This is a genomic window from Anaerobacillus alkaliphilus (assembly GCF_004116265.1).
In the GTDB taxonomy this organism is placed as follows: domain Bacteria; phylum Bacillota; class Bacilli; order Bacillales; family Anaerobacillaceae; genus Anaerobacillus; species Anaerobacillus alkaliphilus.
Map to the genome: position 1 here is coordinate 86,389 of NZ_QOUX01000027.1, position 24,140 is coordinate 110,528.

General features: G+C 36.5%; 21 protein-coding genes. 6 read left to right on the top strand and 15 right to left on the bottom strand.

Annotated elements, in window-relative coordinates; genetic code table 11:
- Nucleotides 1–65: 65 nt before the first annotated feature.
- Both DS745_RS08220 and DS745_RS08225 read right to left on the bottom strand, forming a co-directional pair.
- Nucleotides 66–716 carry a YesL family protein gene (locus DS745_RS08220; RefSeq protein WP_129077790.1) on the bottom strand — a complete coding sequence of 217 codons (651 nt, stop codon included), beginning with the start codon at nucleotides 714–716 and terminating at the stop codon, nucleotides 66–68.
- Nucleotides 717–758: 42 nt separating this feature from the next.
- Nucleotides 759–1,298, bottom strand: coding sequence for a hypothetical protein (locus DS745_RS08225; RefSeq protein ID WP_129077791.1), 540 nt, complete (start codon nucleotides 1,296–1,298; stop codon nucleotides 759–761).
- Nucleotides 1,299–1,834: 536 nt separating this feature from the next.
- Here DS745_RS08225 and DS745_RS08230 point away from each other — a divergent pair.
- Together DS745_RS08230 and DS745_RS08235 are read left to right on the top strand one after the other, a co-directional pair.
- Complete coding sequence (locus DS745_RS08230; RefSeq protein WP_129077792.1) at nucleotides 1,835–2,977, top strand: family 8 glycosyl hydrolase; 1,143 nt, start codon at nucleotides 1,835–1,837, stop codon at nucleotides 2,975–2,977.
- A 128-nt stretch (nucleotides 2,978–3,105) separates the two neighbouring features.
- Complete coding sequence (locus DS745_RS08235; RefSeq protein ID WP_129077793.1) at nucleotides 3,106–3,294, top strand: hypothetical protein; 189 nt, start codon at nucleotides 3,106–3,108, stop codon at nucleotides 3,292–3,294.
- Between the two features lie 273 nt (nucleotides 3,295–3,567).
- Here DS745_RS08235 and tkt read toward each other — a convergent pair whose 3' ends face one another.
- The 5 genes from tkt to DS745_RS08260 form a co-directional block, all read right to left on the bottom strand.
- Nucleotides 3,568–5,577, bottom strand: coding sequence for a transketolase (gene tkt / locus DS745_RS08240; protein WP_129077794.1), 2,010 nt, complete (start codon nucleotides 5,575–5,577; stop codon nucleotides 3,568–3,570).
- A 23-nt stretch (nucleotides 5,578–5,600) separates the two neighbouring features.
- Nucleotides 5,601–6,482, bottom strand: coding sequence for a 6-phosphofructokinase (locus DS745_RS08245; protein WP_129077795.1), 882 nt, complete (start codon nucleotides 6,480–6,482; stop codon nucleotides 5,601–5,603).
- A 67-nt stretch (nucleotides 6,483–6,549) separates the two neighbouring features.
- Nucleotides 6,550–8,052, bottom strand: coding sequence for a xylulokinase (gene xylB, locus DS745_RS08250; RefSeq protein WP_129077796.1), 1,503 nt, complete (start codon nucleotides 8,050–8,052; stop codon nucleotides 6,550–6,552).
- Nucleotides 8,053–8,133: 81 nt separating this feature from the next.
- The gene (xylA, locus tag DS745_RS08255) at nucleotides 8,134–9,465 is read right to left on the bottom strand and encodes a xylose isomerase (RefSeq protein ID WP_129077797.1); all 1,332 of its coding nucleotides are present in this window, start codon (nucleotides 9,463–9,465) and stop codon (nucleotides 8,134–8,136) included.
- Between the two features lie 32 nt (nucleotides 9,466–9,497).
- Nucleotides 9,498–10,616, bottom strand: a complete 1,119-nt coding sequence (locus DS745_RS08260; protein ID WP_129077798.1) for a M24 family metallopeptidase — start codon at nucleotides 10,614–10,616, stop codon at nucleotides 9,498–9,500.
- Between the two features lie 325 nt (nucleotides 10,617–10,941).
- On the opposite strand from DS745_RS08260, the gene DS745_RS08265 reads away from it, so the two are divergent.
- The gene (locus DS745_RS08265; protein ID WP_129077799.1) at nucleotides 10,942–12,111 is read left to right on the top strand and encodes an ROK family transcriptional regulator; all 1,170 of its coding nucleotides are present in this window, start codon (nucleotides 10,942–10,944) and stop codon (nucleotides 12,109–12,111) included.
- 336 nt (nucleotides 12,112–12,447) lie between these two features.
- Here the strand turns inward: DS745_RS08265 and DS745_RS08270 are convergent, their stop codons facing one another.
- Nucleotides 12,448–13,101 (bottom strand): SGNH/GDSL hydrolase family protein, encoded by a 654-nt coding sequence (locus tag DS745_RS08270; protein ID WP_129077800.1) that lies wholly within the window; start codon nucleotides 13,099–13,101, stop codon nucleotides 12,448–12,450.
- A gap of 21 nt (nucleotides 13,102–13,122) precedes the next feature.
- Nucleotides 13,123–13,734, bottom strand: a complete 612-nt coding sequence (locus tag DS745_RS08275; RefSeq protein WP_421721806.1) for a polysaccharide deacetylase family protein — start codon at nucleotides 13,732–13,734, stop codon at nucleotides 13,123–13,125.
- Nucleotides 13,735–13,928: 194 nt separating this feature from the next.
- Between DS745_RS08275 and DS745_RS08280 the strand changes: the two genes are divergently transcribed.
- Complete coding sequence (locus tag DS745_RS08280; RefSeq protein WP_129077801.1) at nucleotides 13,929–15,290, top strand: MATE family efflux transporter; 1,362 nt, start codon at nucleotides 13,929–13,931, stop codon at nucleotides 15,288–15,290.
- A gap of 59 nt (nucleotides 15,291–15,349) precedes the next feature.
- Here DS745_RS08280 and DS745_RS08285 read toward each other — a convergent pair whose 3' ends face one another.
- From DS745_RS08285 to DS745_RS08300, 4 genes are all read right to left on the bottom strand, one after another.
- On the bottom strand, nucleotides 15,350–15,604 hold the full coding sequence (locus DS745_RS08285; protein ID WP_129077802.1) for a hypothetical protein: 255 nt from the start codon (nucleotides 15,602–15,604) through the stop codon (nucleotides 15,350–15,352).
- Nucleotides 15,605–15,629: 25 nt separating this feature from the next.
- Nucleotides 15,630–17,243, bottom strand: a complete 1,614-nt coding sequence (locus DS745_RS08290; RefSeq protein ID WP_129077803.1) for a glycoside hydrolase family 9 protein — start codon at nucleotides 17,241–17,243, stop codon at nucleotides 15,630–15,632.
- 172 nt (nucleotides 17,244–17,415) lie between these two features.
- Nucleotides 17,416–18,405, bottom strand: coding sequence for a Gfo/Idh/MocA family protein (locus DS745_RS08295; protein WP_129077804.1), 990 nt, complete (start codon nucleotides 18,403–18,405; stop codon nucleotides 17,416–17,418).
- Between the two features lie 8 nt (nucleotides 18,406–18,413).
- Nucleotides 18,414–19,070: a phosphatase PAP2 family protein gene (locus DS745_RS08300; protein WP_241657760.1), complete on the bottom strand. Its 657-nt coding sequence runs from the start codon at nucleotides 19,068–19,070 to the stop codon at nucleotides 18,414–18,416.
- Nucleotides 19,071–19,466: 396 nt separating this feature from the next.
- On the opposite strand from DS745_RS08300, the gene DS745_RS08305 reads away from it, so the two are divergent.
- Nucleotides 19,467–20,534, top strand: coding sequence for a metallophosphoesterase (locus tag DS745_RS08305; protein ID WP_241657763.1), 1,068 nt, complete (start codon nucleotides 19,467–19,469; stop codon nucleotides 20,532–20,534).
- 110 nt (nucleotides 20,535–20,644) lie between these two features.
- A complete protein-coding gene (locus DS745_RS08310; protein WP_129077806.1) occupies nucleotides 20,645–21,934 on the top strand; it encodes a hemolysin family protein in 1,290 nt (429 codons plus the stop codon).
- Between the two features lie 77 nt (nucleotides 21,935–22,011).
- On the opposite strand, the gene DS745_RS08315 is transcribed toward DS745_RS08310, so the two are convergent.
- Nucleotides 22,012–22,824: an undecaprenyl-diphosphate phosphatase gene (locus tag DS745_RS08315; RefSeq protein ID WP_129077807.1), complete on the bottom strand. Its 813-nt coding sequence runs from the start codon at nucleotides 22,822–22,824 to the stop codon at nucleotides 22,012–22,014.
- Between the two features lie 68 nt (nucleotides 22,825–22,892).
- A complete protein-coding gene (locus DS745_RS08320; protein ID WP_129077808.1) occupies nucleotides 22,893–24,128 on the bottom strand; it encodes a hemolysin family protein in 1,236 nt (411 codons plus the stop codon).
- Nucleotides 24,129–24,140: the final 12 nt, after the last annotated feature.

Here is a 24,140-nt window from a genome sequence, read left to right on the forward strand (position 1 = left end):
TATCAACCCTTCTCATTCTTGAAGAAATTCATAAAACAATTTACTAACTACAAGCAACAATTTTTTTAAGCTAGTAAACCTTCTTTATTAATAATTTTCTCTTGTTTTCTTTCCGCTCTAGAGAATGCCATTGAAGCACACCACATGATCGCCGCACCTAGCATACTTGTTCCAAAGAAAGGGATAAGCCCTGGAACTAAGTAAAATAGGTATAAAACTAGCCCTAGACTTAAGATTAGGGTTATTAACGCTAACGGATTTACAAACCCTATTATAAGGGCTACTTTAATATTTTGAAGTAATTTCAAATCATAATGAACAAATACTGGTAATACAAATAGCACTGAAATTCCATATAAAATAGTGGCAATAATTAAACCAATCATTAAAATAAGGTGCATAAGTCCATCTAATGTTCCCAAGAACAAAAAGTTAAAATAAAGCATATAGCCAAAACCAGCATAAATTAGTCCCAATACATTACTCCTAATAAATTCTTTCTTGTAAGTACTAACAAACGTAGAAAAAATCGCCACATCTGGATCTTTCATGAACCATTTTCGAATAACAGCGAACATGGCTGCTGTTGCAGGAATGATCCCAAAAACAATTAGACCAAGCAATGTAGCAAACAGCCACAGTAAATTTACGTAGGCAAATCGCCAGACCCATTCGCATACACGGTAAAACCAACTTGACATAAAACTTACTTGCATTCCATACACCCCTTTATAGTGTTTTATCTAAGTTAAATATTATTAAAGTAATTTTTCTAAAATCTCCAATGCAATTTCCGGATGGTCACTATGACTTACTATTACGGCTAACATTGGCGAAGGTACAACGAGACCTAGATCTTCTAAGAATTTGGAGTCGTTCGTGATTGGTAAAGCGTAAAGATGAACTTGACCGCTCGCATCATCTTCTAAAGTAAACTCCTCAACTAGAGAATTATTAGGCAGGAGCTCATTAAACTGATCTAGTGGAGTTAACCCATAAGGATCTAGTAAAATGTGTCTAAGCGAATAATCGACGACGAAAATGTCTGTCTGTTTGGCCACAATCTCAATCGTTAGTTTTTCGTGAGATGCTGGGTAAAGAACAAGATTAAGATCTAAATTGGCCTCATCAATTGCTGGAGTTGAAATTAGATTTACTATAGACTCTTCATAAGCTTTTGGAATTTCAGAAAGAAACATCACATTAATGTTATTGTTCTTTTCAGGCGTCTTAAAGCCACAGGAAGTGATCAAAAGAAGTACTGATAAGGTAAAAAGCATACGGATAACTTTCTTCATATACATTCTCCTCTTTTCATTTTCATTATTGAAAACGCTTTAATTTTTCGTAACTATCAAATAAAATGAGTATCAATCTTAAATTTTACATCATGTTCCACATCAGTTAAAGTAACAAAACTATACTTTATCCCCTAAAAAATTTAGATCTTAAAGAGGATGTTTTTCTAGTATAACATTTTAATCTTAACATAATTGGATGAATAGTGTTCCTACTTATTTTTCCCAATGGACAACCATAGCTATTGAGTTTCCTCAACTGAAATTTTTTCGATTTTTCTTTATTTTGTCTAGTAGATCCTTTATTTTAGGTCATTCCTCCATAAACAACAGTTTGGTAATGTAGATTTGTAATATGAAAAGGTGGGACATGTGTCGCTGATGAATCAATTACAGATTTCTTACTTTTCGCAAAAATGTAAGCGCTCCCGTAGTTCTTGTTTCCAGGAATGCTTATACATCTGAAAAGCCCACAAATCAGAACTACGAGACTTGCTAGGGAAATTAATCGTAAACATTTAGGAGGAAAATCGATAATGAAAAAATCTGAAGGCGCATTTTATACAGGTGAATACCTCAATTTATTTAAGGAATATGGATATTCTGAGGCTGAAATCGCTTCTAGAGTAGAAGAAACCTGGCAAGAGCTATTCTTCGGCAGCGGGGATATGAAAATCTACTTTGAAGTTGGCGACGATTTAGGCTATATGCTTGATACTGGGAATATTGATGTACGTACAGAAGGAATGTCCTATGGCATGATGATGGCGGTACAGATGGATAACAAAGACGTTTTTGATCGTCTCTGGAAATGGACGTATAAATACATGTATATGACTGAAGGTGAAAACGCAGGATATTTCGCTTGGTCTTGTAGTCCCGATGGTAAGAAAAATTCCTATGGTCCTGCTCCGGACGGGGAAGAATATTTTGCGTTAGCCTTATTCTTCGCCTCTCACCGTTGGGGCGATGGTGAAGCACCATTCAACTACAGTAATCAAGCAAAAGACCTACTTCGTACATGTCTTCATAAAGGTGAAGACGGCGTTGGATATCCGATGTGGAATCCAGAGAACAAGCTAATTAAGTTTATCCCTAACTGTGAATATTCAGATCCATCATACCATTTGCCGCATTTCTATGAATTGTTTAGCTTGTGGGCGTATGAAGAGGATCAATCGTTTTGGAAGGACGCTGCAAAAGCTAGTCGTGAATACTTAAAAATAGCTTGTCATCCTGAAACAGGCCTTGCACCTGAATATGCCCATTATGATGGAACACCGAACGACGAGCGGGGATTTGGTCACTTCTTTAGCGATTCATATCGTGTAGCAGCAAACATTGGACTCGATTATGAATGGTTCCGCGGCGATGAGTGGGAAACCGAGCTAGCAAATAAATTGCAAGCGTTCTTTGCAGACAAAGCCCCTGAGGATTACCGTCGTTATAAAATCAATGGTGAACCGTTTGAAGAAAAGTCACTCCACCCAGTTGGTCTACTTGCAACAAACGCAATGGCATCATTAGCAACTGTTAATGGCCCATACGCAAAAGCGAATGTCGATCTATTCTGGAACACACCGCTCCGCACTGGTGTTAGACGTTACTATGATAATTGTTTATATCTATTTGCTATGCTTGCATTAAGTGGAAATTTTAAGATTTATATGCCAAAATAACCGAAAGTTAAGAGCGTTCATCCTACTGAACGCTCTTTTCCACTTTGTTTTTTGAAATGCAAAGTTCTAGAGTACCTACAAAAGAGTACTATATAGTGTAAGCAACCTACACTATAGGAGGCGGTATTATGTCAGGTTCATTAATGATCATTCTGGCTGTCCTAATTATTTTTGTGGTGACTGCTTTAGCATTAAGAGGCTCTAAAAATCCACCGGAAGATCTGAAGGTAGAAAAAACGTGTAAGAGTTGTATGAACACTATCCCAGAAGGTTATACGAAAGCATTATGCCCCCATTGTTCAAAATTTCTAATGTAGAAACATTTTTTAAACTACAAAGGCTTTTTTCGCAAAGTTTGTTGCTTTCGTAAAAATCCCAAAAGCCGGATTTTTACACAAATTACTAATATTCTACTACTAATTTAGTAAGTACTGCTCTTTTCTTACAAAATTTATTGGCTGATATCTTCATCTTGGGTATTTTTCCGATTATTTTAGGATAAAAAGCCACAATGACTACGAAAAGAGCCTAAACAAAAAATAGCTCTTCCTTAGGAACATCCTAAGTAGGAGCTATCTTTTATTCCTTTATTATTTTGCAAGAAGTTGCTTATACTTAGATACTACATTCTCTACTGTAAAGCCATACTCAACTAGAATTTTCTCCATTGGAGCAGATGCACCGAACTGGTCAATGGCGATAACTCCACCTGCATCACCAACATACTTATGCCAACCAAGTGATGAGCCCATCTCCACTCCAAGACGTGCTTTCAAATGTTTTGGTAAAACACTTTCTTTATATTCCTGTGATTGTTGTTCAAAGCGACTCCAGCTCGGCATGCTTACAACCGAAACCAAGATCCCCTCTTTTTCAAGCTCTTTTTGTGCTTCAACAGCTAAAGGAACCTCAGATCCACTAGCAAGTAACAATCCAGTAGCTTCACCATTTGCTGGTGAAATCACATATGCCCCTTTTCGTACTCCTTCATATGCTGCCTCAACACTTGGCACTACAGTCATTAAGTCTTGACGACTTAATAAAAGAAGTGTCGGCTCATCCGTACTTTCTACAGCAATTTTCCAAGCAGCAACAGCTTCATTGCTATCAGCAGGACGAATGACATTAATTCCAGGCATCGCACGGTAAGAAGCTAACTGTTCTACTGGTTCATGGGTTGGTCCATCTTCACCAACAGCGATACTATCATGTGTAAATACAAATGTTACAGGTAACTTCATTAAAGCCGATAAACGAATGGATGCACGTAAATAATCAGAAAAAACAAAGAACGTAGCTCCAAATGGTTTTACTCCACCATGTAATGCCATCCCGTTAACGATTGCGCCCATTGCAAACTCACGTACACCATACCAAACATTTCTTCCTTGGTAATTTGTCGCACTAAAGTTGGTTTCACCTTTTAATAATGTTTTATTTGAGGAGGCTAGGTCAGCTGAACCACCAAAAACGGATGTCACTCGTTTAGCTAATGCATTTAATGCATCGCCACCCGAAGACCTTGTTGCCACTTTATCTATTCCTGCCTTATAATTAGGGACATCTGCATCCCAATCTACTGGCAATTGACCATTTATCGCTTGTTCTAATCTCTTACCTAGTTCTGGGAACTCCTGCTTATAAGTCTCAAACAATTGACTCCACTGCTTTTCATCCATATCGCCACGAGTTTTCACTTCTTCAAAGTAAGTAGCTACTTCTTCTGGCACATGAAACTCTTCTTCGTATTGCCAACCGTACACTTCTTTTGTTTGCACAATCTCACTAGCTCCTAGTGGCGCGCCGTGAGAAGCTGATTTACCTGACTTATTTGGAGAACCATAACCAATGGTTGTCTTTACTTCAATTAATGTAGGACGATCGTCTGTTTTTGAACTTTCAATTGCCTGATTAATTGCTACTAAGTCATTACCATCTTCTACACGAAGATAGTGCCAACCGTATGCTTTAAATCTTTCTGCAACATTTTCAGAAAATGACATATGCAAATCGCCATCTAATGAAATATCGTTTGAATCGTATAGAACTACCAATTTTCCTAATTTCAAATGCCCTGCAAGTGAAGCAGCTTCAGCAGAGACACCTTCCATTAAATCACCATCTCCACAAATACAATAAGTATAATGATCAACTACATTGAATTGATCTTGATTAAACGTTGCTGCTAAATGACGTTCTGTCATTGCCATTCCAACTGCCATCGCAAAACCTTGACCGAGTGGGCCAGTTGTAGCATCAACACCTGGTGTATGACCAAACTCAGGATGTCCTGGAGTTCTACTTCCCCATTGGCGAAAGTTCTTTAAGTCATCAATGGTTACACCATATCCTGTTAAATGTAAGATGCTATACAATAGCATAGAGCCATGACCTGCAGACAAAACAAAACGGTCACGGTTAAACCAGTTTGGATTACTTGGACTATGCTTCATTTGTTCGCCATACAACGAAAAAGCCATAGGTGCTGCTCCCATTGGCATTCCTGGATGACCAGAGTTTGCTTTTTCAATACTATCAATAGATAATGTTCTAATTGTGTTAATCGCTAGTTGTTGCACAGTTAACTGTTCAGTAGTCAAAAAAAATCACTCCCCATGTTATGTTAGATTAATTGTTTTGCTAATACCCTATTGTTTCTGTATAGAAAAATACCGGATTCCTTTTTTTCTTTTACCCAGTCTATTGTTTCGATAACAAATTTTTGAGCTAGGACACGATCAAGCGCACTCGGATATGGCCCCATACATTGAGCTTCATCAATTTTTATTACTTTAAAATCAAGGGGCTCAAGCGCTGAGAGGTTTTCTCTTATGTGGGTAGGATCAACCTCATGATGCATTAGTAAAAATACATAAGTGTCGCCACGCTCTACCCTTTTTATGATTTGGTTATGAACATCAGTCAATTCAACACTTGAAGTATCTATAACTTGAATTCCATCTACAGCAATCGTAACTTCGTGCAGTAAAGGTCCCGGAGTACTCCCAGGAATTTGGATGCAAAAAACTCTTGTTTCTTTTAGGACCAACGAGCTTGCTGTGTCCTTAATTTGGAGGATTGATTTAACAATGGAATTTAAAGCAGTATCATACCCTAACGTACTATCAGATTCTGGTACATCATTATAGATCGAGGAAGGAATAGAAAGGATCTTTGTTACACCATGTAACAATTTTTGAATATAACGAGCTTCTTCTACAGGCCCAACAACAATAATATGACTAAAGGCCATTTTAGCAATTGCATGGATAAATAAATTAGCTAAATCTCCCTTGTAATGAATACTTTTTAGCTCTGGAAAAGTTTGCTTACTACTATATGATGTAGTTTCACTACTCAACGGCTTAAATACGTATTGTGAGGTGTCAAAATCAAATTCAATTCCTATTAACGATGCTTCACTAGATATATTTTCCGTTAGGCTTTTTAGAAATTGCTTAAGTCCCCCATGATAAGACCCAACATTAATTACACCGACTTCCATTTTTTCACCTCATTTTATCAAAATTTTAGCGCCCACCCTCTTGAAATGAGCGCTACATAACTAAACATTAATTTTTACGAAAGCTCTTTAAACCTTCATTTAATAACTTTGTTTGTTGATAAACCTCTTTATATAATTTAAACAGCGTTTTGTACTTTTCAACATTTTCAGGAATTGGTTCATATACCTTGTCCTCCGCAGTAAATACATTTGCACATTCTTGTAAAGACGTAAACCAACCTGAACCGTAAGCCGCTAACATAGAAGCCCCAACAGCTGGTCCTTGTTCGCTTGATAATTTTACAATCTTAGCATTAAAAACATCTGCTTGGATTTGTAGCCAAGTCTCATTTTTTGCACCACCACCGATTGAAATGATCGTATCAATCGTTTTACCACTTTCTCTGAAGATCTCGATTGACTCATTTAAAGAAAAGGTAATACCTTCAATAACAGAACGAGCAAAATCAATTCGTTCATGAGATCCATCCATACCGATAAAGCTAGCACGAATAGTAGCATCAGCATAAGGAGTTCTCTCACCAACCAAATAAGGCGTAAATAATAATCCGTTCGCGCCAATTGGAACTTCATTTAGTCCTGCTAGTAGGTCCTCAAAGGCAACATCTTTTGCAAATGTATCCCTAAACCAACTTAAGCTGTAGCCAGCTGCTAATGTAACCCCCATAGTGTAAAAGGCATTTTCCTCACCATGATTAAAGTAGTGAACTTTCCCTCCAAAATCACGATCTTTTGTTTCTTCATACGAAAGAACAACACCAGATGTTCCGATACTGCACAGTGTTTTACCTTCGGATAAAATGGCAGAACCAATTGCACCACAAGCGTTATCTGCTCCACCAGCAAAAACCTTTGTTGTTTTTGCAAGGCCTGTTTCATTTGCAAAGCTTTCAGTGATCTCTCCTACAAACTCATGAGGTGCAACTAAAGGCGGACATAACTCAAAATCAATGCCAACAAGCTCACAAATGTCCTGACTCCACTTTTTCTCTGCTACATTTAAGAGAAGAGTACCTGCAGCGTCAGAATATTCACTATGAATTTGGTCTGTCATTTTGTAACGTAAATAGTCTTTAGGCAACATAAATACAGAAGCCTTCGCTAATACCTCTGGCTCATACTGTTTTACCCAAAGTAGCTTAGGAAGTGTAAATCCTTCTAAAGCTGGGTTTTTCGTAATTTGTAAAAGTTGGTCTTCTCCAACAAGATCATAAATTTGGCGACACTGCTCAGTTGTTCTTGTATCATTCCAAAGAATCGCATTACGTAAAACCTGATGATCTTTATTTAAGAGTACTAGACCATGCATTTGCCCTGAAAAACTAATGCCTTCAATATCAGAAACATCACCATCAAACTTTGCCACTAGTTCTTTTAAAGCAGCTGTTGTTTTATCGACCCACTCAACTGGCTCTTGCTCACTATAGCCTGATTTTTCTTGGAATAACGGATAAGATTTTGATACTTCATCACAAACTTTGCCTTCTTGATTCATTAAAAGCACTTTTACAGCACTTGTACCAAGATCAACACCAATTACATATTTCATCTATTGTCCACCCTTTTCTTTAAAAAAATGCTGGAAAACGAAGTGTCATCCAGCATTTTTCTGTTCATTATTTTTTTACAATTACTTCAAAACTGTTGCGTAAGCTTCAAGGATATATTTGTTTAACGTAGCTTTTAAGAATTCTTGTCTGCCTGACTTGTTCGTAATTTCACCAAGACCTAATGCATGTTTCTCTAATGAGTGGAAGTTTGCTTTTCCTTCTACGATGTCAAGACCAATACCGCTTGTGAAACTGCTGTAGCGATCTGCAATAAAGTCTTCTAACACTCGATCTTCAAGTAAACGTTGCGCTACTTTTGTTCCAATCGCAAATGCATCCATTCCAGCAATATGAGCATGGAATAAATCTTCTGGATCAAATGAACCACGACGAACTTTTGCGTCAAAGTTTAATCCACCAGTTCCTAATCCATCATTTTTGATGATTTCATACATTGCTAATGTTGTTGAATAAAGATCAGTTGGGAATTCATCTGTATCCCAGCCAAGTAATGGATCACCTTGGTTAGCGTCAACAGAACCTAACATACCGTTAATACGTGCTACATGTAATTCGTGCTCGAACGTATGACCAGCTAATGTTGCATGGTTCGCTTCGATGTTAAATTTAAATACATCTTGTAAACCGTATTGTTGTAAGAATGCCATACCAGTTGCTACATCGAAGTCATATTGATGCTTCGTTGGCTCTTTTGGTTTTGGCTCAATTAGGAATTGTGCATCAAAGCCAATTTCGTTCGCATAATCTTTTGCCATATGGAAGAAACGCGCTAGGTTGTCTAATTCAAGCTTCATGTTTGTATTAAGTAATGTTTCGTATCCTTCACGACCACCCCAGAATACATAGTTTTCAGAACCTAATTCTTTACCAACTTCTAAGCCCTTCTTTACTTTTGCAGCAGCATAAGCAAATACATCTGCGTTTGGAGCAGTAGCAGCGCCATGTAACCAGCGTGGGTGGGAGAACATGTTCGCTGTATTCCATAATAATTTTGTTTTGCTTGTTTTCATGTAGTCTTTAATCATTGCTACAATCGCATCAAGGTTTTTGAATGTTTCACTTAAGTTATCTGTTTCAGGCGCAATATCATAGTCATGGAAACAGAAATATGGCACATCTAGTTTTTCAAAGAACTCAAATGAAGCTTCTACACGAGCCTTTGCTAAGTCAAGACCTGATAACTTGTTGTAAGGACGAACCATTGTTGCCTGACCAAAAGGATCTGTACCTTCGCCAGTAAACGTGTGCCAATAAGAAACGGCAAAGCGCATAAAGTCTTCCATTCTCTTACCATTAATCGTTTCTTCAGGGTTATAATATTTATACGCAAGTGGGTTATTTGAGCTAGGACCTTCAAATGTAATTTTATTAATGTTTTTGAAATACGTCATTTTTTATTCCTCCATTAAGTTTAAAATTAGATTTATATTTCTAAAATGCCAGGGCGTTTTATGGTGAGTCCATTAGTTACTTTAAGACTCAATTGCGGCCAGTCACTTTTTGATACTGTAATGATTTCAGGGGATTTCTCACCAACTATAATAGTATCCTCCGATTTAGTTCCTTTTATAGATGGATTCCAAGCAAAAGCTTGGTCAGCTTGAATGATTTTGGCATCTGTTGGTGTTAGTAGATAGTCCCTATTTTGGTAGCCGATGGCTCCTCCTTGATGATGGAATTTCCATTCACCATAATAGCCTGCTTCCTCGTACAATCTTTTCATTTCCTCAAAAATTTGTAAGGTCGACGCCCCTACGGTTGATTTTGAGATTAATTCAGCCTCTATTCTAGCAGTAAGAGAAAACTTATCGTGCAACGGATCAGGTATTTTTCCTGAATAGACCATTCTCGTCATGGCAACTGTTAGCCCTTTGAACGAAACACAAGATACAACCATGCATTTTTTGTGAAAGGCCTTCGATGTTGCTACTGGATGACGAAACAAATCAATGCGGTCATCGCATCCGACTAATGTTACTGTCGGTAGCAAACCATTTGAAAAGTAGATCTGATTAAGACCGGCAGCAATTTCTAACTCTGTTTGACCAGTTTTAATCGTCTTACAATAATCCTCAAGAAGGGTTGCCGCTTTTTCTCCCAAATACTTATATCTTGAAATTTCTAACTCAGTCAGCGAGTATCGCAATTTACTCAGTTCTTCTGTTTTAAGATCCATTCCTTCTAAAGGGGTGTCAGAGGCAACTCTTCCTTTTCTCACAGTTTTCCAAACAGTGGAACTGATGCTTTCATACCAAGGGTAATCAATGACTTGAATTGGCAATGAAGATATTTCTTCGTTGACTACACGTGGTTTTTCACTGGAATTGGTGATTAAGTACACCACTTGCTTTGTAACTAGTAAACCGCATTGACCGTTCTCACTGTTATAAAGAATTCCATTGTGTCCACCACTAGTTAACCAAGCGAAATTATCTTGACGCTGGTAAAATACAGCATCATAATCGTACTCTTCCAAGAAACCCCTTACATTTTCAAGCTTTCTATTCATGTCCTCTTTTTGTGATATGACTTCTTTAAGCATTCTTCACCTCGTTCATCAGAAGCTAATAAAAGCATTTGTTACTTATTCAAATCTTATCACGGGTAACTTAGTTTGTATATTGAATGAACTAAGTTTTTACTTAAAAAAGTATAGATTTAATTTCCTTTGTCTATCCAAGAGTTGGATATAAAATAATCATTTTTCTTCTAATTCGCTTCTATTTCATGTGTTTCCCTTACTTTTTCATTACAAGTTAGGTAGTTTGTTTACAAATTAAACTAAGTTTCCTTTTTTAAAATACCGTGTTATAACTAACTATAAACACATCACTATCTAAAATAGATTTTTGGGAGAAGAGAGAAATATGAGCTGGAATCAACAACTTGTCAAACTCAATAACAAATCACTTGTACTAAAAACTATTAAAGATCATGGTCCGTTGTCTCGAGCTGATATTTCACAACGGCTAGGTTTAACCAAAGGTACCGTTTCTTCTTTAGTAAATGAATTACTAACAGACCACTTTTGTTACGAAACCGGACCAGGCGAGTCTAGTGGTGGGAGACGTCCTGTCATGTTGTTATTTAATCAAACATCAGGATATTCAATCGGGATTGATCTAGGAGTTAATTATATTCTCGGAGTGCTAACTGACCTAAATGGCAACATCGTCAACGAACAAACTATTTTTTCTCAAACGAGTACGTTTGAACATACAATAGTAACTATAAAAAAAATCATTAGCAATCTCATCTCCCGAGCACCAGTAAGCAACTACGGTGTCGTGGGCATTGGTATTGGTGTACCAGGTATTGTCAATAAAGAAGGTGAAATTCTACTTGCACCTAACTTAGGTTGGAAGAGCGTTAACCTCCAGGCTGAAATAGAAAAAGAGTTTCAATTACCTGTAATTATTGAAAACGAGGCTAACGCTGGAGCCTATGGTGAGAAATGTTTTGGAGCAGGCCGTCCATTTGAAGACATCATCTATATCAGTGCCGGTATTGGGATCGGTGTAGGATTTATCTTAAACAATGAACTATATCGTGGAAGAAATGGCTTTTCAGGTGAAATGGGGCATATGATAATCCAAGCAGACGGAAAAGAATGTAGCTGTGGTAGCAGAGGATGCTGGGAGCTTTATGCCTCTGAAAAGGTAATTTTAAGTGAAGCTAACTTGTTAAAAGCCATAACACCCGAGCATACGTTAGAAGACTTACTTGAGTTTGCTACTTCTAATAATGAAATAGCTAATCTTTTTGAAAAAGTGGGGTTCCATTTAGGGATTGGCATTAATAACATTATTAACACGTTTAATCCTGAGCAAATCATTATCGGAAATCGTCTCGCTATGGCAAGAGAATGGCTGGAAGATCCATTAAAACAGGTGGTTCAAAACTTTACTTTAAAACAACATCAAAGCGATTTAAGAATAACATTCGCTGAGTTATCTATTTATTCAGCTGCACTCGGTGTTTCTGCGTATGTTACAGAAGACTTTCTTAGGTCTGACATTCATACACAGTCCAGCTAAATAAGAAGAAGCATATCATCCAACGGGAATTACTTTGTTGGATGATTTTTTCACGGGGAAGAATAAACACTTATCCCCAATTGTACTAATTTATTGCCCATCCAACATATCAACCTTATTTATCAACAGCTATTGTGGGTAAACCTGTTGATATTCTTATTATTACTGTTAATATACTGTGTATAAACTGTTAATATGTTAATAAGTCTGTGGATATTGTAAACTTAAGCTAAAAAAAGAGAGTAATAGAACTCTCTTAAGAATACTTTTTATTTTACCTTATATCTCACACGATCAAAACATGCTGGGGTACTTACTTTGCCTCCTGCTTCCTTGTTATTTTGACCAATCAAAACCTATTTCGGTGAGAAATTCTCTTGCTAGGAGCATATGTCCAGTTGGTGTTGGGTGGACTCGATCCCATGCAAGTGCAGATGAATGTAGATCCCCCAGAATTTTATTAAACACAGCTTGGGTATTAACGAAAATACAATTAAATTCGTCGGAAATCTGTTTTACAATATCTCCATACTGGTCCATCATCTGACGCATTGGATCTTGCTCGTTATTCTCAATAAAATAAGGAGTCATCAATACCATACCTTCTACCAGCGGTCTTGTTTCCTGAACTAGAATTCTAAGAGTCTCTTTGTATTCATCTAGATACACATGCTTCTCTTTTATATGAGGAACGTCAAACTGGCGCCATACATCATTAATCCCAATCATCACTGATAGCCATTCTGGTTTATAGGCCAGAACATCTTCCTGCCATCTATTTTTTAAGTCCCGAACGGTGTTACCGCTAATTCCTTTATTCACCACTCGAATTCTTAAGTTTGGGTACGTCGCCTGCAAAAATGCTTGAACAAGTGAAACATAGCCATTTCCATAGGCACCAAACAACCCTTCTCCATGAGGTTTTGCACGGTCACAATCTGTAATTGAGTCTCCAATAAACAATAATGTTTGTCCTTCTTTAAGCTTCATAAAATCAGTCCTTCATAATTTCTAGTTATCATTAGCGTTTTGCAATAATTCGCTCACTGTTACAAGCTGATAGCCTTCTTCTGTCAACTCATTTACTAGTTTCCTTACAGCTTCTATCGTTTCTGAACGATCTCCGAACCCATCATGGAATAACAGGATGCTACCATTTCTACAATGGTTCTTACTTTTTTCAAAAATATGATTAACTCCTGGTTGCTCCCAATCGAGTGCATCTGGATTTAGTGCACCGATCGTACTGTAACCTAAAGACGAACTAAAAGAGAGAATTTCATCATTAAAATCAAAGTACGGTGGGCGAAAGGTTGTTGGTTTTCCCCCCGTCATAGCAAAAATAATTTCGTCCGCTTGTTTCAATTCAGCTTCACTTTCAGCTAAGCTTAACTTTGTTAACATCGGATGTGTAAACGTATGGTTACCAATTTCATGGCCTTGATCGATAACCAATCGGACAATTTCAGGGTGCTTTTGCATCTGTTCCCCTATCATATAAAATGTCGCTTTGCCTTCGACCGCTTGGAAAATCTCTAAAACCTGAGGGGTGTAAACCGGGTTAGGTCCATCATCAAATGTAAACGCTATCATTTTTTGTTCCGTATTTACTTCATGAATAATAAGACTCAAAATAATCGCTCCTTAGATTTATAAATATATACGATTACTATTAGTTTATCGACATCAAATTTTCGCGTCATTGAACTTTGTTTACAATTTACTTCAAGAAGTAAAGGGATTTGCTAACTTTTCTTGATTTTCAGAAAAACTGGGTTGATCATTAGTAAGATATAGTACTTCAAAGGAGAGTCCCCATGGAAAAAAGTAATGTCAAAAAGCTCACGCTATTTGCAATCACCTGGCCAATATTTATTGAATCTATGTTACACATGATGTTAAGAACGGCAGATACTTTTATGTTAAGTAAAGTATCTGATGAGGCAGTAGCTGCAGTTGGAGTTGCCAATCAAATTGTCATGTTTATGTTCTTTCTTTTCAATTTTGTTTCCGTAGGTGCTGCTGTTGTTATTGCTCAATACCTTGGGGCAAAAAAGTATGGGGAGATCCATAAGTTTTCAGCAAATGCTATATCCCTAAATTTCTTGTTTGGGATAATTATTAGTATAGTAATCACAGTTTTTAGTACTCCTTATTTAAACCTATTTAATTTAGAGCCCGAGTTATTTTCCGAAGCAAAGATATATATGTTAATAGTTGGAGGGGCATTATTCTTACAGGCTTTGATGCTGACGGTGTCCGCGATTATTCAAGCCCACGGACATACAAAATACACGATGTATGTATCAGTAGGAATGAATGTCCTAAATATCACCGGAAACTACTTATTTATCTTTGGAGCATTAGGATTTCCACAGTTAGGGGTAACTGGTGTAGCAATCTCTACGGTAGTAAGTCAGTTTTTAGGACTGATTGTAAACTTTCTCATCCTCTTTAAGAAAGTAAACATTCAAATATCGTTGAAAGAGTTAGTCACCTGGCAAAAACATCGTGTGAAACAACTACTTAGTATTGGTGTTCCGTCTGCGATTGGCCAAATTACTTACGCAGCTAGTCAGGTTGTCACTACAGGTTTTATCGCAATCCTTGGGGCACAAATATTATCAACAAGGATCTATACATTAAATATCTTATACTTTGTCATGGTTCTGTCGATCTCACTTGGAAGAGGTACGCAAATTATTGTCGGGCATATGATTGGTGCAGGTGAGAAAGAAAAAGCCTACCAAGAAGCATTCAAGAGTTTAAAGTTAAGTATGTTGCTCACACTTGGGGTTACAACAATCATCTTTTTCTTTAGAGAACAACTATTAGGGCTATTTACCTCTAATCCTGAAATTATAATGACTGGTGCCGTTCTGCTAGTTATGGGTTTTATGTTAGAGCCAGGACGATGTCTAAACATCGTCCTTGGGCAAGCGCTTCAAGCAGCGGGAGATGCGAAGTTCTTAATGATGACAACAATAATCGTGATCTGGGGGTTCATTGTTCCTCTTTATTACTTTACTGGAATTTACTTAGGCTACGGATTGATTGGTATTTGGATCATATTTATTTTAGACGAATGGATTCGAGGTGTCCTACTTTGGGCACGTTGGCGCTCAAAGAAATGGGAGTCAAAAGCTTTAGTTGGCAAGGAGAAACAACAGGCAGGGTAACCACAAATGAAAAATAAAAGGATAGAAAATGGCAAAACGCCATCTTCTATCCTTTTTCCTTATGAAAATACCGGTACTACATACCAAGCGACAAGCGTAGCTAATACCACAAGAGCGATAAACAACGCAATCATTGCCTGCATTTTCTTCCTAGGTTCTTTTGCAATTGTCTGATAACGATAAATCATGACACCAATAATTGTCGCACCTAATAAAAAGTGGACCACTGAATGTTGTATTTCGAAAAAGTAGAGTCGTAATACATAAATCCACCCTACTAAAAAGAGGAACATTAATAAACGATTTTGATACATTTTTATACTTCCTTTCTAACTATCTTTAAACCCATCTTGAAACAACAAAGACGGCTGGCGAATTCCAGTAAATCGTCACTTCATTCGTTGAATAACTGTCCTGATGATCAATAAAGCAACGGGCCGGTGGCATTCCTTTTAAATGCTCTTTGGCACATTCATCCTGCAAACCACTGTTTGGACCTCCAATGACAAGTCCAGGTATTGGATCAGCAACATGATCACCAACTGAAGGACGATGATGTGGATGAAGAACTCGTTTTGACCCATGTCCTGTAACATAGCTAATATCAAGAACGTTTCGTCCTAATAGATAATGCACATGATCTAAAGCACATGATGAATAACTGCTCTTTCCACTAACAAGTTCGGCAATTAACAAGATCATACCATTATTCATTACTTCCATATTACTTCCCCAAATATACTCGTTTTCTTGTAGGGAAATGAAATAACCGTCATTATTACTCTTTTTAACTAACTCATCAGCGTGTTTTAGCAACCCTTCTGCCAATTCCTGATAAACCTCACAATTCCCATTTTCTATTTCATGTAAAAGGTAGGCAATCGTTCCATACCCACCTACGTCAGCCCAACCAAGAGAATACTTCGGAAAATTCTCTTTAGCTAACATGAGAAATTCCTGATGAAACTGATCTTGACCAGTTGTACGATACAATTCAGCTGCTGCCCAGTACCTCTCATCAATATCTACCTCATCGCCATATTCTCCAGTTACGATCTCTTTTGGATTATTAAAGCCAGACACTTTCGGATTTGCTTGAAGCCACCCCCAGCTCAGTAGGGCTGCTTCTAAGCAACGGTTTGCAAAAACCTGATCATATGATTGGTATACGCGAGCTGCGTGAGCCATAATTGCTGCAAAACACCCCGTGGCTGTTGCAGAGATTGGTGATAGGTATAAATCTCCTAAATCATTTTCTGGCATGACATCTAACCCAGGAAACTCTAACGTTGTGAGTTTATGAAACACACCTCCCGTGTGAGTATCCTGCATCTTTAGTAACCACTCAAGTTCATAGCGACACTCAAGTAAGACATCCGGGGTTTTGTTATCGGTTTCTGGTATCGGGATAGCGTTTTGAAATGCAGTAGGAAATAGTTCATAGGCTAAGAATAAATCAGCAACCGCCTTGGCACCCGGCACTACATATTTTCCATAATCTCCAGCATCATGCCACCCACCATTACAATCTAGTTTTCTTGACGGTTCAGAATAAACAATCCCAGGTTTTGTATGGCATGCCTTATGTGTCCACTCACCCGCAAATTCTTCTGGTAAGTCAGCTCCACAACGATAAAAATAAAACGCTTTCAACAAACTCTGATGAAGCTCATCAAATGGCTTTTCCTTGACCTCAAAACGACTAGAAAATTCCTCATTGGCTCTAATATAGTAACGGCCTGTTTGAGTAAGCCGAGAAAACTCACCGTAACTAACGGTACTTCCACTTATCCTATCTGATACTAGTGGTCCAGTTTCAAAAGAATAAACAACCTTCCCCGATTCCTCTTCAATCACTTCAAAGCTTCCCTGATAATTAACAAAAACAGCAGCTTTTCTTTCATGTAATGGATATCCAACTTGATTAACTTTAATTGATATCTTTTCAATCATGGTCTCTACTCCTTTGCTAGAATAAAATTGGTATGTAAGAGATATTCAAAATAGTATACATTTTCTCTACTTCTACTTCATTAGAAGAACTAAAGAATAATTTGAAAAAAACTTACTATTTTTTTCTATTGTTGTAGCACAAAAGAAAAAACAAAGCCAAGTAGCTTTGTTTCTACAAAGTTATCTTACCACCGGTTTTAAGCGATTGGTAACACGCATCTAGCACGCGCATATTTTGAATGGTGTTCTCTGGTGAATAAGATGGTTCATTATTTTCAAGTATCGTTTGTGAGAAATGTTCCACTTGTAAGCGGTAAATATCACCTGATATTATTTCTTCTTTTACTCCATGTTCATTTTGAACAATGACTAATCCTATGCCATCGTCAATATCTGGTCGAAAGGCTCGTGGAACCTTTATCGATCCCTTGGTTCCAATAACTTCATATTCCGCTCGATAGGTCATTTCAAAGCTAGCGTCAAACGTAGCAACAATTCCACTTTCCATTTTCATGTATCCTACCGCAGATGTGTCTACCTGATGCTCAGAATTTATATTTGCATGTATCTGTAATTCTTTTGGTTCCTCCTGTAGCACATATCTGATCGCATGGATTCCATAACAACCAACATCATAAATACTTCCCCCACCCATCGCTGGGTTCATTCTAATATTTTCCTTAAAGTCTGCTAAGTAAAATGAGAAACTGGCACGCATTAGCTTTACACTTCCTATTTCACCGTTCTTAATCAGCTCTCGAACTCGTTCGTGCTGAGGGTGAAATTGGTACATAAAAGCCTCCATAAATCTTACACCGTGCTCCTGACAAGCAGATATCATCTCCTCTGTTTCCTCTGCTGTCAGTGAAGCAGGCTTTTCACATAAGACATGCTTACCAGACTTTGCAGCTTCGATCGTCCATACCTTATGTAAGTGATTTGGTAAAGGAATATAAACTGCGTCAATAGTAGGATCTTTGAGCAGCTCTTCATAGGTGTCATATGCTTTTGGAATATGATATTGACTTGCAACTTCTTTGGCTCTATTACTTAAACTGGCAATAGCAACTACTTCAGCATTTGTTGCCCGTTGCAGTGCTGGAATTACTTCTTTCTGTGCTATATTTGCTGTACTCAATACTCCCCAACGAATTTTCCTCATATCTTCCCTCATTCCTTAGTTTTTGTACTTTCATTTGCCCTTCTCTCCATAATGAGCTGGTAGATCCAAATCGTCAAATATAACCATATCCCGCTTAAGAGATATGCCCCCAAAATGTCTGTCGGATAATGAACCCCTAAATAAATCCGACTAAATCCCATAATCATTATCATGATCACTGAAAAGAAAATCAGGGAAACTCTTCCTTGCGTGGTCTCTAATTTTCTCCAAAACAAAAAGGTTATAATTCCATAGAGTGACACGGCTCCTACTGTATGTCCACTAGGATAACTATATCCTGATTCGATAATTAAATCTGAAATAGGACGTTTTCTCTTTATTAAGGTTTTCACTAAAACATTAAATGCTGTTGAGCCAAGTAACACAATGATAAATAAATAAACCTCACTGCGGTTTTTATGAAGGCGATATAGGATGATAAGAAGTATTATTGAAATAACAATAACTGGAAGTGTCGCACCGATAAATCCAAACCCTTTCATAATTGTCGTTACGAAAGGGGCCTCCATTGCTTTTACTTTTTTCAATAGTAGTTCATCAAAAGCAGTTGTATGCTTATTTCTAACAAAATAAGTAAGTAAAGCAAACGAAAGTATTAATAAAGTCAGGAAAGTTAAAAAACGCCAAATTGATTTATGTTTCATCGTTGGGACCTCCGATAGATCTGCATACATTGATTTTTTATTATTCCACTTACATCCAGTTTTAAATAATTTCTTTTTAGTTATTTTTTCTCGTTCATCTTGAGTTCATAAATCTATGTTATTTTTATTAAAGGCTCTTTTCGTAAACATTGTGGCTTTTTTATCCTAATTTAATCGGAAAAATACCCTAAATGAAGATATCAGCCAATAAATTATGTAAGAAAAGAGCAATGCTTACTAAATTAGTAGTAAATTCTTAGTAATTTGTGTAAAAATCCGGTTTTTGGGATTTTTACGAAAGCAACAAACTTTGCGAAAACAGCCTTATTAAGTAACTGAGTAAGGGCTAACCTTACATTCAAATCTATTTTTAAAGGAGTACAAATGGTGTCATTAATGATTATTGCTTTTCTGTTCATTTATTTTCTACTAGCTTTTTACGTTTCTTATAATGGATGGGTTTGGCTAAAAAATACGTATAGTTTCTCTTATAAGAAAACCTATTTTATCACGATGTTTTTTGTGTCGATCTCATTCTTTTTAAGTCAGTTTATCCATTTTCAATTACTCACTTGGATTGGATACCTTTGGCTTGTTATTTTTGGCTATGGGTTACTTTTATTTCCTATCCTCAATCTCATTTACTATTTAAATAAAAAAAGGGGCTTAAAATGGTTTGGGTACAGTATGGTTGCTTTCTATCTATTTGTGTTCAGCTATGGATCTTATAACATGTGGAGCCCTGTTGTTGTTAGTTACGACATTGAACTGAAAAAAGAGACAGACATTGATGAGTTAAAGATCTTGATGGTCTCTGATATTCATATAAGTGAAACCATCGGGAATCGGTTTATTAACCGTTTAATTAACCTCTCAAACCAAGTAGAACCAGATATTATTTTCTTGGCTGGTGATGTACTAGATAACAGTATCGACCCTTATTTAAAACATAATATTGGCGAAACTCTAGCTGGATTAACCGCACCAATGGGCGTTTATGCTGTCCTAGGAAATCATGAGTATTACGGAAATGACATTCCGATCTTTATCCGAGAAATGAATGAAATTAATGTAACTGTCTTAGTAGATGAGGTGTATAATTTTAACGATCTATTTTACATTGTTGGGCGAAAAGATTATTCTGACCTTGAAAGACAAGAGATTGCTTTATTGACAAATGATTTAGAAAAGGACAAGCCAATATTTTTAATTGATCATCAGCCAAGGGAGTTTGATGAAGTAAGTGCTGCTGGAGTCGATCTAATGGTTTCTGGCCACACACATAAAGGCCAGTTGTTTCCAGGCAACCTAATCACAAATGCAATCTATGAAAACCATCATGGATATTTATTAAAAGATGAACTACACACTATAGTTTCATCAGGCTATGGCATATGGGGACCACCGTTTCGCATTGGTAGTAGATCAGAGGTAATTGAGATAAATATTAGCTTTGTAGAATAATTGAAAAATTTATCAGTAATATCCAAATCTTTTTAATATATAATTCTTGATAAGACATAAATATATAGAGTATATTTAGAATAACTACATTTTTGGAGAGTGATGAAACTTTGGACAGTATACCCTATGATTCGATACTCATATTAGGGGCACTATTATTATTATCAGGTTATTTTTCAGCATCAGAAACGGCGATTACAAGTGTGAATAAGGTGAGATTGCGAAATCAAGCCGAAGGTAATAACGTAAAAGCCAAACGTTCGCTAAAAATGGCAGAAAATTTCGACCAAAGCCTATCTACAATATTAATAGGGAACAATGTTGTTAATATTGCAATGGCAACAATTGCAACTAAGATTGCTACTGATCTATTTGGAAATAACGGTAGTACACTATTCGTTACAACTTTAGTGATTACAATCCTAGTTCTAATTTTTGGAGAAATTCTCCCAAAATCTTTAGCAAAACAATTTGCGGAAAAATATTTACTGGCAATATCCTCTTCTTTAGGTATCGTCATGAGAGTCTTTTACCCTATTACTTGGCTTTTTGTAAAATTAAGAGTCGGTGTTTCAAAAATCCTTGGGTCAACGAATGATGAACCAACTGTTACTGATGAGGACGTAAAAGCACTAGTTGAAATAGGTGAAGAGGAAGGGACTTTTCTCACTCAAGAAAAAGAATTACTTCATAACGCAATTGAATTCGATGATATTGTTGTGAAAGACATTTTAACACCAAGACCTGATGTTATTGCTGTGTCTGCTGATTTAACAATAGATCAAATTAAAGATATATTTATCCAAGAGAAATACTCACGAATGCCAGTGTATGAAGGCACGATTGACAACGTTATTGGGATAATTTCTCACAGAGAATTCTTTGAACGTTATGTTGAAGAACAAGGAAGGTTTGATTTATCTGTCATTCTAAGAAAGCCTTATTTTGTCATCTCATCTGTGAAAATATCAAATTTACTCAAAGAATTGCAAAAGAACAAGGTACACCTTGCTGTAGTTTTAGATGAGTATGGCGGTACTTCTGGGATCATTTCAATTGAAGACATTTTAGAAGAAATTGTCGGTGAAATTTGGGATGAACATGATGAAAATGAAATTTTTTACGAAACGATGAGTGATGGGAAAATACGCTTAAACGGAAGAACACCAATTGAAACTTTCTGTGAAGTGTTAAATATTTCTGAAATTGAAACTTCAGCGAACACCTTAAGTGGTTGGGTTTCTGAAAACTTAGGTTACTTGCCTAAAAAAGGAGAAACCATGTTTTTTGGAAACTTACAAATCTACATTGAAGATGTTCGAAATCGTAGAATACAGAAGTTAACTGTAGAAATCCAGGAAAGTAGTGTGGATCAAGAAAATTACCAAAACGCGATCTAACTACTAAATATATTATAGAAAAAAGGAACCATGGGTTTTGTTAATTATCCCATGATTCCTTTTTTGTTTTAGCTTTACTATAAAAACATGATAACAAGCCCACCTGTAACAAAGCAATATAATGAAAAGTAAACTAAATTACCTCTAGCCATAATCCCAATAAACCACTTTAATGAGAAGTAAGATGCAACCAACGAACCTAGAAAAGCGATGAAATAAGGAATTAGTAAATCAGTTACATTAGGCATCATCATAAGTTCTGTAACAGCTAAAGCTATTCCTCCGATGCTCACAGGTATATATAATAAAAACGAAAATTTAAGAGCGGTTTCTTGTTTCATGCCTAATCCCATTGCAGCTACAATTGTAGCACCTGAACGGCTAATACCTGGAATTAAAGCAATTGCTTGAGCAAGACCAACAATTAATGCATCTCTTAAGGTAAGCTCCGAATCGCTTTTTCTTCCCCGTAAATTTCGAATTAGCCATAAAGCTCCTCCTGTAACTAACAAGGTGATACCAATTACTCGAACAGATGTCAGATGTTGTGCAATCAAGTCACCAAATAACACTCCGACCAAACCCGCTGGAATTGTCCCTATGACCAAATATAAAACAAAACGAAAATCTGCAACATCTTCTCGTCTCTTATTTATGAGATAGTTAGTAGCCCCTAAAAAAAGTTTTGAAATTGATTCACGGTAAATAAGCAGCACAGCAATTAATGATGCGAAATTGACAATTACCTCAAATGTTAATCCCTCAAAATTTACCCCAATTATTTCTTGCAAAAGGATCAGATGCCCACTTGATGAGATTGGGATTGGTTCTGTTATCCCCTGAAAAATGCCTAATAATAAATATTTTAATAATAAAAGTAAGTCTTCCATTTTTCCTCTCCACTAAACTATATATATTTTTTAAAAAAATTCAATCTTACTGATAGAAAGCACCATTATTAATCAATATCAATTACTTTAACTAATACTTTCTTTACTCTTCGATTTTCTATTTCACTAACATTTATTAGTAAATGTTCATATTTAAATTCTTCACCCATACTAGGCACTTGTCCAAAAACCTCAATAATCCAACCACCTAACGTATGGTAGGAACTATTAGGTATAGAAACCTTCAAAGTTTCAGCAAATTCTCTTAATGAGAGTTCAGACAGAAATTCATAATTTCCTTTGTCTATTTTGTTCATTGTAACAATATTTTCATCATGTTCATCCCAAATCTCTCCTACTAGCTCTTCCAAAATATCCTCCATTGTTATTACCCCAGCAGTCCCGCCAAATTCATCAATAACAATAGCCATGTGTGTCTTATTTCTTTGTAACTCAGGGAGAAGTTCGGATATTTTTAATGTTTCAATTACATAGCTTGGCTTACGCAATAGTTCTCGAACTTTAATTTCACCATTTTGAACAAGTTTACCTAGGAACTCACGCTCGGATAATATGCCAATAATATTATCTATATTTCCCTCGTAGATAGGAATTCTTGAATATCGCTCTTTCAAAAAAATTTGCTTGATTTCCTCGATTGGATGATCTATATCAATTGCTACTACATTAATTCTTGGGATTAGAATTTGGTTAACACTAATGTTGTTAAAATTTAAAGACCTGTGAACTAGTTCATTTTCTTTTTTATCGATTACACCCTCGGCTTCACTAAGGTTTAATAATTCCTTAATCTCTTCTTCTGTGTATGTAGGTGAGTCCTCTTTTGGTTTTACCATCTTGGCTAATAATAATTTTAACTTTACAAAAAACCATGTAATAGGACTTATCATTTTCATCAAGAACAACAACAATCCAGATATTTTTAGTGTCAGTTCTTCTGCGTACTCTTTAGCAAATGATTTTGGGATTATCTCACCGAATATAAGAATAATTACGGTCATAGCAAATGTACTAATCGGTAAACCAAGACTAGCACCAAAAATATCAGTAGCTAAACTTGCCGAAATTGTGGCAGCACTGATGTTTACAATGTTATTTCCCACTAGTATCGTTGATAGTGCATGATCAAAATTTTCAGCAATATACAGAGCTTTCACACTACCGCTCCGCTTTTGTTCAACGTAGTTTTTTAACCTAATTCGATTTACACTAGAAAACGCAGTTTCCGCTGAAGAGAAAAATGCAGATAAAATAATGAGAACTATTAGTAAAACTACTAACATACACTCACGCTC